The sequence below is a fragment of the Bradyrhizobium sp. AT1 genome (assembly GCF_001590795.1).
Classification (GTDB): Bacteria; Pseudomonadota; Alphaproteobacteria; order Rhizobiales; family Xanthobacteraceae; genus Bradyrhizobium.
On the sequence record NZ_JXDL01000001.1, the window covers coordinates 5,792,629 to 5,807,682 of the forward strand.

The window sequence follows — 15,054 nt, forward strand, 5'->3', positions numbered from 1 at the left end:
CCCGGCGATCATCTGCGCATGGCGCCGGTGTCCATTCGCGATTGTGAGGCCTGAGCACGCGCCAGGTTCTCGCCGCCATGCTATGGCTGTTCCGCAACTTGCTGTGAGGCCGCCATGCTCCCCATTCCCGCCGACATCTTCACCGAGCCCGAGGACGTTTCGCCCGACGGCCTTGCCAATCTCGGACCGCTGCGCCGGCTCGCAGGCCATTGGCAGGCGGACAAGGGCATCGACATCAATCCGAAAGCGGAGGGGCCGGAGCGGCGCACCTTCATCGAGCGCATCGGCATGGACCCGATCGATCCGCAGGCCAACGGGCCGCAGCTCCTCTACGGGCTGCGCTACCACATCCACATCAACACGCCCGAGGAGGACATCACCTTCCACGACCAGGTCGGCTATTGGCTGTGGGAGCCCGCGACCGGGCTGATCATGCAGACGCTGGCCATTCCGCGCGGACAGGTGCTGCTGGCCTCGGGCAAGGCCGGGCCTGATGACAGGACCATCTCCGTCACCGCGAAACGCGGCGACACCGCCTACGGCATCTGCTCGACCGATTTTCTGGAACAAGCCTTCCGCACCGATGCTTACCGCTGCGACATCACCTTCAACGAGGACGGCAGCTGGACCTATCTGATCCAGACCGAGTTGTTCGTCCGCGGCGCGCCGTTCAATCATCGCGACACCAACACGCTGCAGCTGGTCGCGCCGCCGAAGCTCAATCCGCTTGCGGTGATCGTCAACGACCGCGCCAGGGAGAATGCCGGCGGCAATGGATCGGCGGCCTGAAGCGCTGCCCCGGAGACTTGCATGAAGCCCACTGTCATCTGTCTGATGCATTCCAGCCTCGACGGCCGCACCCACCCGAGCCGCTGGCGTCCGAAGGGAGCGGGGACGGACTGGTTCGAGAAGATCCATGACGAGCTCGGCGGCGATGCCTGGGTGATCGGCCGCGTCACCGGATCGGAGTTCGCCAAGGGCCATCCCTATCCCGCGACAAATGAGAAGTTACCGCGCGAAAATTGGTTGGCGCGGCGCGATGCCAAGACCTACGGCGTCGTGCTCGATGCGCAGGGCAAGATCGGCTGGGGCCGCTCTGACATCGGTGGCGACCCGATCGTCGTGGTGCTGACCGAGAGCGTGCCGGACTCGCATCTCGCCGGGCTCCGGGGCGAGGGCGTGTCCTATATCTTCGCCGGCAAGTCCGAGATCGACCTGGCGCTGACGCTGGACATCCTCAACCGCGAGCTAGGGGTGAAGCGCCTGCTGGTGGAGGGCGGCGGCGTCGCCAATGGCGCGTTCCTGCGCGCCGGCCTGATCGACGAGTTCAACCTGATCCTCAGCCCCGCGATCGACGGCGCAACGGGCGCGCCCTTCGTGTTCTCGTCGACCGAAGCGGACAGCGACAAGCGCGCGCCGATCGCGGCGATGACGCTGGAGAGCACGCGGGATCTCGGCGGCGGCGTCCTGCTACTGCGTTATCTCATCAAGAACGATCCGCCAGCCGCGAGCCGGTAACGCGCAGCCATGTCCGACACAGCGGAGCATATCGTCATCGTCGGCGCCGGTGCGGCCGGGCTGATGGCGGCGCGCGAGCTGGCGCGGGCGGGCCGGAAGGTGACGCTGCTGGAGGCGCGCACGCGCTGCGGCGGCCGCATCCATCCGTTGCCGGCTGACGAGTTCGGCTATCCCGCCGCTGGAGGCGCCGAGTTCGTCCATGGCGAGGCGCCGGTGACGCGCGGATTGCTGCGCGAGGCCGGGCTGTCGCTTCGGGAGATCGCGGGCGAGCAGTGGAGCTTTGACGGGACGACGCTCTCGCGCGACGATCGCGACGATCCGCACGAGGCGGAGCTTCAGGCCGTGCTGCGGGACTTGAAGGACGATCTCACCGTCGCCGAGTTCCTGCGCCGGCATTTTGCGGGGAATGACTACGCGCCGATGCGCCATTCGATCGAGCGGATGGTCGAGGGCTATGACGCGGCGGACCCCGAGCGCGCCTCGACGCTGGCGCTGCGCGAGGAATGGATGGATGGCGGCCACGCGGCGCAGGCGCGCATCGACGGTGGCTACGGCGGGCTGATCGACTTTCTGGCGGCGGACTGCCGCAGGCACGGCGTCACCATCCATCTCGGCTGTGTGGTGACGGCGATCGAGGAACGAGATGGTTCGGCGGCTGTGCGTTGCGCTGACGGCGTTGCGTACGGCTGCGACCGCGTGATCCTTACCGTGCCGCTGCCATTGTTGCGCGAGATGGCTCTGCCGGCGAGCGCTCGCGCGAAACTAGTCGCCACTGATGACATCGGCTTCGGCAATGTCGTCAAGATCCTGCTGCGCTTCGCGCGGCCATGGTGGCGCGAGCGAGGGGCGGATCTCGCCGGCATGACCTTCCTGTTGTCAGATCAGACGATCCCGGTGTGGTGGACGCAATATCCGAGCCAGCACGCGGTGCTCACCGGCTGGTTCGGCGGCCCGCGCACGGCGGAGCTGGAAGGGCTCGACCCCCAAGGCCTGGTCGAGTCCGGACTCGATTCGCTCGCTGCCATCTTCAAGCTGTCGCGCGAGGACGTCGCGCGCGAGCTGGTGGCCGCGACAGCGATCAACTGGGCGCACGATCCCTTTGCGCGAGGCGCCTATTCCTGGGCGACGCCGCGGACCCGCGCGGCACAGGCGATGCTCGCGCGCGCCGATGGCTTGGTGTTGTTCTCCGGTGAAGCGCTCTATCGCGGCCGCGACATGGGCACGGTGGAAGCGGCGCTAACGAGCGGGGTGGAGACCGCCGGGATGATCCTGAGGGGATGAAAAAAGGCCCGCATCTCTGCGGGCCTTTTGTCTCACCAGCGGCCGCCGCCGAAGCTGAACGTCACGCCCGGACCGCCACCGCCGTAATATCCATACGGCCCGCCGCCGTAATAACCGTGATGCCGCGGGTAGTAGCCGTAGCTGCGGTAGTGCGGACGGTAGTAGCCGTGATGGTGGTGATGACGGCGCCAATGATGGTGATGGCCGTGGTGCCGGTGCTGCGCGCTGATGTCGGTCGATTGGCCGCCCTGGGCGCTCTGCTTAGCGCTCGAACTGCCGGCCGCGTTCGCCGCCGATCCGCTGGCAAGCGCCGCAGCTCCGACCGCCATCGCGACAATGAGATATTTCATGTCATCACTCCAGTTGAATGTCGTGAGACAACAGATGGGCGTCGGCTGCGTTCCGGGAAGTGCGGGCGTCGAAACGACGCAGTGCGCGGCGCTTGATCCGCGCCCGAGCGTGCGCGTCGTGAGATCTATTGTCGCATCGATCGCGTCGATCGCATTGCTGCCATTACTTGGCCGCGAATGACGCGATCACGTCGTCGCTGGTAACGATGTGGGCGAACTCGCCATTGAGGTTCGACAGCGTCATCGCATGGATCTCCTCGGCGGTGTGCTTATCGCCGTCCGGGCCGATGCGGTCGAACGTCCATGTCGCATCGCGCACCAGGCGCGCGTCGAAGCCGAGATTGCCGGCCATCCGCGTCGTCGTCTCCACGCAATGATTGGTGGTGGCGCCGCAGATCACGAGTGTGCCGATGCCGGCCGCGCGCAGGCGCTGTTCCAGGTCGGTGTCGATGAAGGCGCTGTTGACGCGCTTGACGATGACCGTCTCGCCGGGCTGCTCGCGCGCCTCGTCCTTGACGGCATAGCCGGAGCTTTGAGGCAGGAACGACGAGTTCGGGTTCGTGCCCTCGTGGCGGATGTGATAGATCGGCGCGCGGTGCGCCCTGAACGTCGTCAGCAGATCAGCGATCCGCGCCACCGCGTCCGGATTGTTGCGTCGCTTTCCCGCCGCCTCCCATTCGTCGAATGCACGCTGGACGTCAATGACGATGAGGGCGGGAAGGTGGGGCATGATCGGGTCTTTCGCGCATGGTGTTGAAGCGAATATGCGAGGCGACGGGGACCGCGCGCAATGCCGATCTTCCCTCGATTTGCGACGTGTTGCCCCGGACGCAGCGCAGCGTCTCTTTGACGGTGCGCTGCAGAGCCGGGCCACCTTGCTGGGGAGCTCTCGGCGGCATGGGTCCCCGCTCTGCGGAGCAGCGCTACGCGCTGCACCGCGTCGGGGACACAAGGGTGGGTGCGGCCGCCTTGCTGAGGATCAAAGCGGCGGGGACTGGCCGGCCTAGGGTCGAGGCGCCAAATTGTTGGGAATCGACGAGATGCGAGAGAACGCCATGCCGGGACAGGCGAGTCAACCAGACGGTCTTGCCGACATCAAGACGCTGCCGGAGCTGCTGCGCTGGCGCGTCAAGGCGACGCCGGCGGCGGAGGCCTATCGCCATTTCGATAGGGCCGCGCAGCGCTGGGTCAGCCAATCCTGGCGCGAGATCGATGCGGCATTCGAGCTGTGGCGGCGGGCGCTCGCCGCGGAGAATTTCGCGTCCGGCGAGCGCATCGCGATCCTATTGCCGAACGGCATTGCGCATATCGCGATGGACCAGGCGGCGCTGTCGCGCGGCCTCGTGCCGGTGCCGATGCATGCCGTCGACAATCCCGACAGCATCGCCTACGTCCTCGTCGATTCCGGCGCGCTGCTGCTGTTCGTCGACACGCTGGAGCGCTGGCAGGCGATCGTGGCGACCGGCCAACCGCTCGATCATCTCAAGCGCGTCGTCTGCGCCGATGCAGGCGGGCTCATCACGCCGGATGCGCGCATCGTCGGGCTCGACCACTGGCTCGCACAAGCCCCCGGTGCGACCGCGCCGCTGCCTGATGTCGCTGTGCAGCCGGATGACCTCGCCGCCATCGTCTACACCTCGGGCACGACAGGGCGGCCGAAGGGGGTGATGCTGTCGCATGGCAACGTCGTCGCCAATGTGAAGGCGATCGCGCAGCGCATCAAAGCCGAGCCGCACGACGTCTTCCTGTCCTTCCTGCCGCTTTCGCACACTTTCGAACGCACCGGCGGCTATTACTATCCGATCGCCGCCGGCGCCTGTGTCGCCTATGCGCGCTCGGTGCCGCAGCTTTCAGAGGATCTGAAGCATGTGCGGCCGACGGTGCTGGTCTCGGTGCCGCGGATCTACGAGCGCGTTTACGCGCTGATCATGCAACATCGGGCGGCCGCCGGTTGGATCGAACGCACGCTGCTCGACCTCACCATCGCCGTCGGCGGGCGGCGCTTCGACGCGCGGCAGCAGCATCGCGCGCCGTCGCCGCTGGACCGGCTGCTCTGGCCGCTGCTCAAGCGCCTCGTCGCCGACAAGGTGCTGGCGCAGCTCGGCGGCCGGCTGCGCGTTGCCGTCTCCGGCGGAGCGCCGATCGCGGAGCCCGTGATTCGCCTGTTTCTCGCACTCGGGCTCGACGTGCTGCAGGGCTACGGCATGACCGAGACCTCGCCGGTGGTCTCCGTCAACACCGTCGAGGACAACGATCCGCACTCGGTCGGCCACGTCCTCGACGGCATCGAGGTCAGGCTGGGCGAGAATGACGAATTGCTGGTGCGCGGGCCGAGCGTGATGCTCGGCTATTGGCACAAGCCGGACGAGACGCGCCGCGTCAAGGACGCCGACGGCTGGCTGCATACCGGTGACCAGGCCCGCATCGAGAACGGGCGCATCACCATCACCGGCCGCATCAAGGACATCCTGGTCACCTCGACCGGCGAGAAGATCGCGCCGGTCGATCTGGAGACCGCGATCCTCGCCGATCCCTTGTTCGAGCAGGCACTGGTGGTGGGCGAACAGCGGCCGTTCCTCGCCGCGCTGGTCGTGCTGAATGCCAAAGCCTGGGTGGCGGAGACGGAAAGGCTGGCTGCCGGCGGCCAGCAAGGCGGCGCCGCGGAGCGGGCGGCTCTGCTGGCGCGAATTGCGGCGGCCGTGAAGGCCTATCCGTCCTATGCAACGCCGCGCGCGGTGTGGTGGACGCTGGATCCGTGGACGATTGCCGCGGGCCTGCTCACGCCGACGCTGAAGAACAAGCGGCCGGCGCTGGAACGCCGCTTCGCGGACGAGATCGAACACATCTATGCGAAAAAGGCGAATGTTTCGGCGCCCCCGCCGAGAGCGCTCACATCCTCTTGAACGCCGCTTGGGCCGCGCTTGATCCAGCGCAACTTCGATCGCTGCCTCCGCATGCAATGTCGCCCGCGACAATTCTTACGGCAATCGAGGCAAGTCATGAAGGCGTATTTCATCGGCGGCGGCATTGGATCGCTCGCGGGCGCGGCGTTCCTGATCCGCGACGCGCAGCAGGCGGGGCGTGACATCGTGATCTACGAGGCGCAGCCGCTGGTCGGCGGCAGCCTCGACGGTGCGCTGCTCGCGAACGGCGCCTATTCGCTACGCGGCGGCCGCATGCTGACCACCGACCATTACGAATGCACCTGGGATCTGCTCTCCAGCATCCCCTCGCTCGAGCATCCCGGCCTCAGCGTGCGCGAGGAGACCATCGCGTTCAATATCGAGAACCCCGCGCATTCGCAGGCAAGGCTGGTCGACCGCAACCGCTTCAAGGTCGACGTCTCGCATATGGGTTTTTCCGCGCGCGACCGGCTGGAGCTGCTGCGGCTCACCGAGGCCTCGGAGGAGACGCTCGGCAACAGCCGCATCACCGACTGGCTCTCGCCGAAATTCTTCGAGTCCAATTTCTGGTACATGTGGCAGACCACCTTCGCGTTCCAGCCCTGGCACAGCGCGGTCGAGCTGAAGCGCTATCTGCACCGCTTCATGAGCGAGTTTCCACGCATCGAGACGCTCGCGGGCGTCAAGCGCACCGTCTACAATCAATATGACGCGATCGTGCAGCCGCTCGCCGACTGGCTGAAGCGGCAGGGCGTGCAGTTCGTGCGTGGCACGCGCGTGACCGACATGGCGATCGAGAGCGAGGACGGACGCTTGCGGGCGCGCCAGCTCGTGCTCGATCGCGACGGCCGCGTTGCCAATGTCCGGCTCGAGGACGGCGACCTCGTGTTCTTCCAGAACGGTTCGATGACGGACGCCTCGAGCCTGGGTACCATGACCGAGCCGCCGCCGCGTCTGACCAAGGCCGAGAGCCAGGGCTGGGCGCTGTGGGAGACCATCGCGCAAGGTCGTCCCGAATTCGGCAATCCCGCCGCCTTCAACACCTCGATCCCCGAATCCTATTGGCTGTCCTTCACCGTCACTTGCCGCGATCCGCAGTTCTTCGACCGGATGGAGGCGTTCTCCGGCAACAGGGCCGGCACCGGCGGCCTCGTCACGTTCAAGGATTCCAACTGGCTGATGTCGGTCGTGCTCTATCACCAGCCGCATTTCTCCGGCCAGCCGAAGAACGTGCAGGTGTTCTGGGGCTATGCGCTGCATCCCGACCGCGTCGGCAATTTCGTCGCCAAGCCGATGTCCGAATGCGGCGGCGCGGATATTTTGAAGGAGCTGTGCGGCCACCTGAATTTCGATGCGAGCGTGTTCGACGACGCGATCTGCATCCCCTGTCGTATGCCCTACATCACCAGCATGTTCATGCCGCGCAATTGGGCCGACCGGCCGCTGCCGGTGCCGAAGAACTCGGTCAACCTCGCCTTCGTCAGCCAGTTCGTCGAAATCCCGGACGATGTCGTGTTCACCGTCGAATATTCGGTGCGTGCGGCGCAAATGGCGGTCTATCAGCTCATGAAGGTCGATCGCCCGGTGCCGCCGGTGACGCGGCACGACAAATCTCTCGCGGTGATCTTCGCAACGCTGGAGAAGGCGTTCGCGTGATCGCGGCACGGCGTCGTTGTAGAAGCGATACCTTTTATCGCGGCGCTGCCAGCGGCAGGCTGACGTGGAAGACGGCGCCCCCTGACGGCGCGTTCTCGGCCCAGATACGTCCGCCGTGCGCCTCGACGATGGTATGCGCGATCGAAAGGCCTATGCCCATGCCCTGGGCCTTGGTCGTGAAGAACGGCTTGAAGATCTCGGTCGCCCTTTCCGCGAGGATACCGTCACCGGTATCGGCGATCGAGACGAGGGCCTGATTGCCGTCAGCGAGGCCGGTTCGGCCGATGACACGGCGCCGCTTGTCCGGAAGATGCGCCACGGCATCTATGCCATTCACGACGAGATTCAGAATGGCCTGCTGGAGCTGGATATTGTCGGCCTTGACGCGGATTTCCGCGGCTGAGGGCTCCGTCACGAGCTCGACATCGTGCGTCAGTGCCTGCACTGAGAGAAATCGAAACACCTCGCCGACCATCGTGTTGAGGTCGAGTTCGCGCCGTTCGGTGGGCTCCCGCTTCAAGAATGCGCGCAGCCGCCTGATGACCTCGGCTGCCCGCTGATCGTCCCTGCAAATGTGGTCCAATATGTCCCTGACCTCGTCGAGGTCGGGCGCCGGGCTCAGCAAGATCTGCTGGGCCGACTCGGCATTAATCAGGATGGCGGCGAGCGGCTGGTTCAGCTCGTGGGCGAGCGAGACCGACATCTCGCCAGCGGTTGCGCGGCGATTCATGTGGGCGAGCTCCGACATGCGCTGACGCGCCTCGACCTCGGCCACGAAGCGCAAGCGGCGCTCGCGCAGCAGGATGGCGATCATCAACGCCTGAAGCAGAACGACGCTCGCGACGATGGTGGCGTGCCAGTGATACTGCTCCCAGAAGGTCTGCTGACGGAAACGGATCTCGCTGCCGGAGGGCAGATTGGCTTCGTCCACGTTCCAGCGTCTCAGCTCCCGCCAATCGAAGATTGGCTTCACGTTGTCTCCGCCGAAGGGGACGATGCTCGACGGTGCTTCGCCGTCGAGGATCCGCATGGCCACTTCGCCGGCTTCCCGTCCGATCATTTCGGGCAGCAGCAGAAATCCGCCCACCCCGGAGCGACCGATGAACGTATCGGACGTGATGATGATGGGGCGGTTGGCCTTTTCGGCGACGCGCGCGAGCGCCGAGGCCGGGGAATAATAGGTGCCTTCGCCATCGGAATACATCGCCGAGGTCAGGATCGCGGAGCGGGCGGGCAGGGAGCCGACGTGATCGCGGACCTCGCGTAGCGTTGCCCCGGACAGATCGGTGACTTCGAGGTCAGGCATGGCGGCCGCGAAATCCTGCTTCCACTGTCCGTATGTCAGCGGATTCTTCCAGGCCTCGCCGACGAGGACGACACGATTGAGATCAGGAACGACGGCGCGGGCTGCCATCAGCAACTGCGCCGGCCGTATCCGTGCGAAGACGGCCGTCGTGTCGGGCAGGAAAAGCGCGCGCGTCTCGGGCAGATCGGGCACGAAGCCGTAGACGACCGGCGCGCCTGGCCAGATCTCCTGCTTTCGTCTCTGAAGAAACTTCGCCGACGCGACGCCGATCGAAACGATGACGTCGATCGGCCGCTGCGCATATTTGGTCCTGAGGTGGCCGACCAGACTCTCTTCGTAATCCGGCCCCGGGAAGCGGGCGAGATCGAGGCTCTCGCCATAAGTCACAGTGGGGCTCCTCCCGCTCTGCTTCGCGGCGGTGCGGATGCCGGCAAAGATCTCGGAATAGAACGGTGAGCGGAAATCGGCGTCTTCCAGCACCAGGATCGAACGCTGCCGCTTGCCGTCGGCCGCGATGCATTCACGCGACAGGCTTGCAAGCAGGCAGACGATCAGGATGCGCACCAGCCCGGTGATCATACGCTCTACTGGACCGTCGGCCCGCCCCCATTGCAATCGCGTCTCCTCGATGAGGACGCGCGCGCGAGCATAACCGGCTGACCTGGAGTTTCAACGGAGCGATGCGCGACGGTTGCGCTATCACGCAAGAGCGGGACGAAGTGCCGCTACTTGAACGGATCCTGGATCGAAGGCGACGACTGCCGGATGCGGCGCACGCTCACCGGCGTACCGTCGGACACGAACAGCAGTTCATATCGACGGCCTTCGTTGTCGGTTGCAGAGCAGGTAACGTCGTTCACTTTCCTGGCAGCGAAGTTGCCAGTCTGGCGACATAGGCCGGTGGAGATCTGTTCAGCCGGCACCGGCAGGCCGTCGACCTTGGGACGGTGCTTGGAGTTGAGCAGCATGCGGTCGATCGGCAGTTCGTAGGAATTGTCGTCGGCACGCTTGCCGTTCTCGCCGGAGAACGACACCACGTGACTGTCGTCGGAGGGATCGTCGACCGCGACCGCGAAATTGACCCGGCCCTTGTCGCCGTGGGCGTAGGCCACCGTCTTGCAGGCGAAGGTGCGGCCGGCGACCTTGAACGTCTTGCAATGGCCGGACATCAGCGCCAGCAGGTCGATATAGGCATTCTGCTGCGCCGGCGGATTGTTGACTGGGATCGGCTTGGAAGTTTCGGCAAAACAAGGGCTTGCCGAAGCGGCAAGGGTGGCGGCCAGAGCAAGGGCGGCGGCCAGCGGCGATCGGCAGAGGCGCATCGGGGAGCTCACGTGCCAGGGAACCACGGACAGGTTCCGCAGCATAACCATCAAACCGCAAATAGGTTGCGATCCCGTTTGTTCTGCAAGACCCGTCTGGAATACCACCGCGCCACCCCAACGGCGATTCGCCCCAATCGCCCAAGCCGTCCGGGCGGCACTTGCCGTCAGGCCGGTGTTTTTTTCGTGGCGGAGCCTAGCCCATCGCCGTCCGCCAGCGCGTGTCGCGGAGCGAGGGGCGGCGGTGCAGGCGGGCGTCCAGCGTAGCGCGGGCGCGCGCCAGCTCGCCACCGCGCATGAGTGCGACGATATAGGTGTCCTCGATCAACTCGCGCTGGGCATGGCTGCCGCCGATGCGCACGACCTCGGTGAGAACAGGCGCGAGCGTTTGCGCGCATGATGCGTAATCCTCATCCGCATAGGCCGCCAGCGCGCGGAAGATCGCCGGCACCACGGGTCCGGCCGGCAGCTTGCCCTCGACGAGCCGCTGCTCGATGGTCGCAAGGCGCGCGGTGAGCGCCGCGCGGTTTTGCGTCGCGGCCGCGAACAGCGCCATATGGACGTCGGCAAAGGACAGGCTCGACTTCGGAAACAGTTTTTGCGCGGCGGTGTCGGATTCCTGCCACAGCGATTTCGGTACGTTGTGGCCGTAGATCGACAGGCGCCAGAGCAGAGAGGCGGCATCGGTGATGACGTTGAGCGGCGGTGCCTGCGTGGCCGTGGGCTGGAGCACGTCGGCATAGATTGCGAGCGCGCGGGCCGCATCGCCCTGCTCGAGCGCGCCGAGCGCCTGGTGCCAGCGAATGTGGCCGTGCAGGATTCCGGCGCGATCATAGGTGGGAATCCACTCGTCGACGAGACGGTCGGCTGCGTCGATCGAGCCGTCCTCGAACATCGCATGCAGCACGGCATGCGCGGCGTGGGCATTGGCCCGGCGCAGGTCAAAACCGCGCTCGGTGATGGCGCGGCCGCGCGCGACATCACCATTTTCGGTCATCGCCCAGCCGGCCATGGTGAGGAACCACCAGTCCTCGCCGTAATGCTGCTTGACGCGCTCGCACAGTTCATGCCGCGCGCGGTCGTGGTCGGCCATGCCGGAGAAGGCGAACAGGCCGAACGCGCCAAGCGGGAGCGACAGCACCATGGCATCGCGCGGCCAGCTCTCGACGTGCTTCAGCGTCGCTGCGATCGCGTCCGGCAGCCGGCCCTCGATCGCCAGCGCCAGCGTCTCGACATGCGAGCGCTCACGCTCCGTGCCGCACTTCGCCACCAACTGGCGCGCGAGTGTCGCCTTGCTCCGCGCCAGGTCGCCCTGCTGGTAGAAAGCGTGCACGCGGGCGCGGGCGATATGAGCCAGCGCGAAATCCGGGTCGGCCGCAATCGCGCGCTCGAGCGCCTCTGCCGTGCCGGTCCAGCCCGCGAGCATGAGGTCGACGCCCTCGCGATAGGCGGCTGCCGCCTCGTCCGAGGTAGTGGAGAGCGGCAGGCCGTAGCGATCCTCGTGCGGCATCATCGTCTTTCGAAATTCACGCCGTCCGCGCGCGGCGGCCTTCGATCGGGTAGGCGGGATCGTTGTAGCCCGGCGTCGAGGGATGGCCCGGAACGACCAGACGGTCGATCAGTGCCTCGTCGTCGGCCGTGAAGCGATAGTCGAGCGCGCCGATGTAGCCGTCCCACTGCTCCTCGGTGCGCGGCCCCGCGACGATCGAGGAGACGAAGGCGGAGTTGAGCACCCAGGCGACCGCGAACTGGCCGGCTGTGATGCCGCGCCTCTCCGCGTAAGTCTTGATCTCCTGTGCGAGCTGAAGCGATTCCGGCCGCCATTCGGTCTGCATCATGCGGGTGTCGTTGCGTCCCGCCCGCGTCTCCTTGTCGGGGGCGGCGTCCGGCCTGTACTTGCCCGTGAGCACGCCGCGCGCCAGCGGGCTGTAGGGCACGATGCCGAGGCCGTAATAGGAGCAGGCCGGAAAATGCTCGACCTCGGGCATGCGGTTCATCGCGTTGTAATAGGGCTGGCTCACCGCGGGACGGTCGATGCCGAGGCGGTCGCAGATGTTGCAGATCTCGGCGACGCGCCAGGCGCGGTAGTTGGAGACGCCGAAATAGCGCACCTTGCCGGCGCGGATCAGATCGCCCATCGCGCGCACCGTTTCCTCCAGCGGCGTCGCATGGTCTTCCTTGTGCAGATAGTAGATGTCGATGTGGTCGGTGCCGAGCCGCTTGAGGCTCTCGTCGGCGGCCTGCAATACCCAGCGTCGCGACAGCCCGCCGCGATTGGGATCGTTGCCCATCGGATTGGCGAGTTTCGTCGCGAGCACCCAGGCGTGGCGATTGCTCGCGATGGCGCGGCCGACGACCTCCTCGGATCCGCCCTTCGAATAAGCGTCCGCCGTGTCGATGAAATTGATCCCCGCGCCGTGCGCCCTGTCGATGATCCGTCTTGACGTAGCTTCATCCGTGGGCCCGCCGAACATCATGGTGCCGAGACAGATCGGCGACACTTTGAGGCCGGAGCGGCCGAGCTGACGGTATTGCATGGGCGATTTCCTCGATCGTTCGATGGAGGGCAGCATAGCCAGCAACGCCCGTCATTGCGAGCGCAGCGAAGCAATCCAGAGCTGCGTCCGCGGAGAGAGCCGGATTGCTTCGTCGCAAGAGCTCCTCGCAATGACGGAGCATATGGCGGGAAGCGGTGGCGTAGTCGCCGAGCAGGGCTACCCCGGCCCCTTCAATATCTTGAACACGCCGTTCGCCATCACGATGCAGCGGTCGTCGACCGTCACCTCCGTGCTCATGAAGATCAGGCTGCGGGTCGAGCGCACCACGCGCGGGCGGGAGATCAGGATGTCGCCGATCTGGCCGGCTTCGACGAAATGGGTATCGAGCTGCACGGTCGCCATGAACTCCTTGCCGGAGACGTAGCGGGCGGTCATGCCGCAGGTGCGGTCGGCGAAGGTCATCATGACGCCGCCCTGGACCATGCCGCGGCGGTTGTGGTGCTTGTCCTCGGTCGCGAGCGCGAACTCGTAATGGCCGTCGATCTTGCGCTCCCACAGGGGGCCGACCAGGTGCATGAAGCCGGTGGTCTCGAGGATGCTCCAGCCCTCCGATTTGAGCCTTGCGGCAGCCTTGCTGGTCATGTCGTCCGTTCCTGTGCGGGCCTTGCGATGTCGTTTCATCAGGGCCGGACGTGGTGTAGTCAAGCATGATGAGACCGTTCGACGATGCCACACGGCGGAATATCGCCGCTGCCTGCGCCGCCTTCGCGCGTCTGCCGGAGGAAGAAGCGCCCTCGGCCTTGAAGCGTGCGGCGGTGGCGGTTGCGCTGACCGCGAGCGAGGGCGACGACACCGCATTCCTGCTCACGCTGCGCGCATCGCATCTGCGTGCCCATCGCGGCCAATGGGCGTTGCCGGGCGGCCGCTGCGATGCCGGCGAGACGCCGGTCGAAGCGGCGCTGCGCGAGCTCGACGAGGAGCTCGGCCTTCGCCTCGGAGAGGCCGATGTGCTCGGCACGCTCGACGACTACCCGACGCGGTCGGGCTATCTGATCACGCCGGTCGTGGTCTGGGCTTCGGGCGGCGCCGCGATCCGGCCGAATCCGGACGAGGTCGCCTCCGTCCATCGCATCGCGCTCGACACGATCGAGCGTGATGACGCCTTCGATTTCGTCGCGATCCCCGAAAGCGCGCGCCGCGTGATTCGCTTCCATCACCGGGAAAGCCTGATCCACGCCCCGACCGCGGCGCTGATCTATCAGTTCCGCGAGGTGCTGGCGGGAAGGCAGACCCGCGTGACCGAGCTGGAACAGCCGGTTTTCGCCTGGAAGTGATGGTAAACGGCGCGTTAACGTGACGGTTACCGGATGCCTGCTAGGACTTTCGCATGCATCATTCGATTCGACATGGCCTGACGCTGGTTCCACTCGCGCTTCTCCTGCTCGCGCCGGCCGCGCGCGGAGGCGAGGCCGATGCGCTGCCGCCCGCCGTCCGCAACGCCAACGCTCAATTGCTGTCGCAGTTCTTTGCGCAAGGCGGCGCCTCGCCCGCCGTACTCGAATATCGCCGCAAGCTCGCCGAATATCAGGCGGCACGTGCCGCATTCGACGCCGAGGCCGGCGCCTATTGGAGCCAGATCTCCGAGAAGCGCAAAGGCCGCAACGCCAAACGGCGCAGCGGACAGCAGATCACGCTCGACGATTACGTGCTGGAGCATCCCCCGCTCTATAACGGGCCGAAGAAGCCGGTGAATCCGGAGCCGGAGGAAACGCCGGACCGGCCTGCCAAGAAGCCGATTCCCGTCGTCGCCGATTTCCTGCGTGCGGCGCAGGAGCTGTATCAGTTCACGCCGCAGCGCGCGTCGAGCGAGGTCGAGTTCAAACGCGCTTATGCGCGCTACGCGCTCGCGTCCGGGCTGACGCGCGAGCAGGCGGTGCGGGTCTATTCGTTCGAGACCGGCGGCACCGGCAGTTACGACGTTCAAGCCGGCATCGAGCATGGCGGCAAGCGCGCGATCTCGACCGCGATGGGCTACAACCAGCTCCTGACCACCAACAGCGTCGAGCTGCTGGCCGAGCAGGGCCACGAGCTCATTCGCGCGCTCTCAGAGAAGGTGGCACGCACCTCGGGGCCGGCGCGCCAGGGGTTGGAGCACAAGCTCGGCGTGCTGAAGAAGATGGTGTCGCACGCCAAGGCGGTGCCTGACACCTGGTCGGAGCA

15 protein-coding genes are annotated in these 15,054 nt (G+C 66.1%); 8 read left to right on the forward strand and 7 right to left on the reverse strand.

Annotated elements, in window-relative coordinates; all coding sequences use genetic code 11:
- Positions 1–114 precede the first annotated feature (114 nt).
- Genes SE92_RS26875 through SE92_RS26885 form a run of 3 tightly spaced genes read left to right on the forward strand, consistent with a single transcriptional unit; the run spans position 115 to position 2,799 of the window.
- Entirely contained in the window at positions 115–789 is a 675-nt protein-coding gene (locus tag SE92_RS26875; RefSeq protein WP_063200215.1) for an FABP family protein, read from the forward strand.
- A 21-nt stretch (positions 790–810) separates the two neighbouring features.
- Positions 811–1,518, forward strand: a complete 708-nt coding sequence (locus tag SE92_RS26880) for a RibD family protein (protein ID WP_063200218.1) — start codon at positions 811–813, stop codon at positions 1,516–1,518.
- A gap of 9 nt (positions 1,519–1,527) precedes the next feature.
- On the forward strand, positions 1,528–2,799 hold the full coding sequence (locus SE92_RS26885; protein ID WP_063200221.1) for a flavin monoamine oxidase family protein: 1,272 nt from the start codon (positions 1,528–1,530) through the stop codon (positions 2,797–2,799).
- Positions 2,800–2,831: 32 nt separating this feature from the next.
- Here SE92_RS26885 and SE92_RS26890 read toward each other — a convergent pair whose 3' ends face one another.
- The gene (locus SE92_RS26890) at positions 2,832–3,149 is read right to left on the reverse strand and encodes a hypothetical protein (RefSeq protein ID WP_063200224.1); all 318 of its coding nucleotides are present in this window, start codon (positions 3,147–3,149) and stop codon (positions 2,832–2,834) included.
- Between SE92_RS26890 and SE92_RS36815 the strand changes: the two genes are divergently transcribed.
- Positions 3,148–3,330 (forward strand): hypothetical protein, encoded by a 183-nt coding sequence (locus tag SE92_RS36815; protein WP_198172794.1) that lies wholly within the window; start codon positions 3,148–3,150, stop codon positions 3,328–3,330. The two genes, SE92_RS26890 and SE92_RS36815, sit on opposite strands and share 2 nt — an antisense overlap.
- On the opposite strand, the gene SE92_RS26895 is transcribed toward SE92_RS36815, so the two are convergent.
- A complete protein-coding gene (locus SE92_RS26895; protein WP_063200226.1) occupies positions 3,313–3,879 on the reverse strand; it encodes a cysteine hydrolase family protein in 567 nt (188 codons plus the stop codon). The genes SE92_RS36815 and SE92_RS26895 overlap by 18 nt on opposite strands.
- 310 nt (positions 3,880–4,189) lie before the next feature.
- On the opposite strand from SE92_RS26895, the gene SE92_RS26900 reads away from it, so the two are divergent.
- A complete protein-coding gene (locus SE92_RS26900) occupies positions 4,190–6,052 on the forward strand; it encodes an AMP-dependent synthetase/ligase (RefSeq protein ID WP_245324708.1) in 1,863 nt (620 codons plus the stop codon).
- A 96-nt stretch (positions 6,053–6,148) separates the two neighbouring features.
- Positions 6,149–7,708 carry an oleate hydratase gene (locus tag SE92_RS26905; RefSeq protein WP_063200232.1) on the forward strand — a complete coding sequence of 520 codons (1,560 nt, stop codon included), beginning with the start codon at positions 6,149–6,151 and terminating at the stop codon, positions 7,706–7,708.
- Between the two features lie 34 nt (positions 7,709–7,742).
- On the opposite strand, the gene SE92_RS26910 is transcribed toward SE92_RS26905, so the two are convergent.
- The 5 genes from SE92_RS26910 to SE92_RS26930 form a co-directional block, all read right to left on the reverse strand.
- Complete coding sequence (locus tag SE92_RS26910) at positions 7,743–9,593, reverse strand: sensor histidine kinase (RefSeq protein ID WP_063200235.1); 1,851 nt, start codon at positions 9,591–9,593, stop codon at positions 7,743–7,745.
- Positions 9,594–9,739: 146 nt separating this feature from the next.
- Positions 9,740–10,336 carry a hypothetical protein gene (locus SE92_RS26915; RefSeq protein WP_063203782.1) on the reverse strand — a complete coding sequence of 199 codons (597 nt, stop codon included), beginning with the start codon at positions 10,334–10,336 and terminating at the stop codon, positions 9,740–9,742.
- Between the two features lie 196 nt (positions 10,337–10,532).
- Entirely contained in the window at positions 10,533–11,846 is a 1,314-nt protein-coding gene (locus SE92_RS26920) for a tetratricopeptide repeat protein (protein WP_063203783.1), read from the reverse strand.
- A 16-nt stretch (positions 11,847–11,862) separates the two neighbouring features.
- Positions 11,863–12,873, reverse strand: a complete 1,011-nt coding sequence (locus tag SE92_RS26925; RefSeq protein WP_063200238.1) for an aldo/keto reductase — start codon at positions 12,871–12,873, stop codon at positions 11,863–11,865.
- Between the two features lie 177 nt (positions 12,874–13,050).
- Positions 13,051–13,476: a PaaI family thioesterase gene (locus SE92_RS26930; protein ID WP_063200241.1), complete on the reverse strand. Its 426-nt coding sequence runs from the start codon at positions 13,474–13,476 to the stop codon at positions 13,051–13,053.
- Positions 13,477–13,541: 65 nt separating this feature from the next.
- On the opposite strand from SE92_RS26930, the gene SE92_RS26935 reads away from it, so the two are divergent.
- Entirely contained in the window at positions 13,542–14,168 is a 627-nt protein-coding gene (locus tag SE92_RS26935) for an NUDIX hydrolase (RefSeq protein ID WP_063200244.1), read from the forward strand.
- 53 nt (positions 14,169–14,221) lie between these two features.
- Positions 14,222–15,054 (forward strand): hypothetical protein (locus SE92_RS26940; RefSeq protein WP_063200247.1); only part of this gene is annotated, 833 nt, incomplete at its 3' end.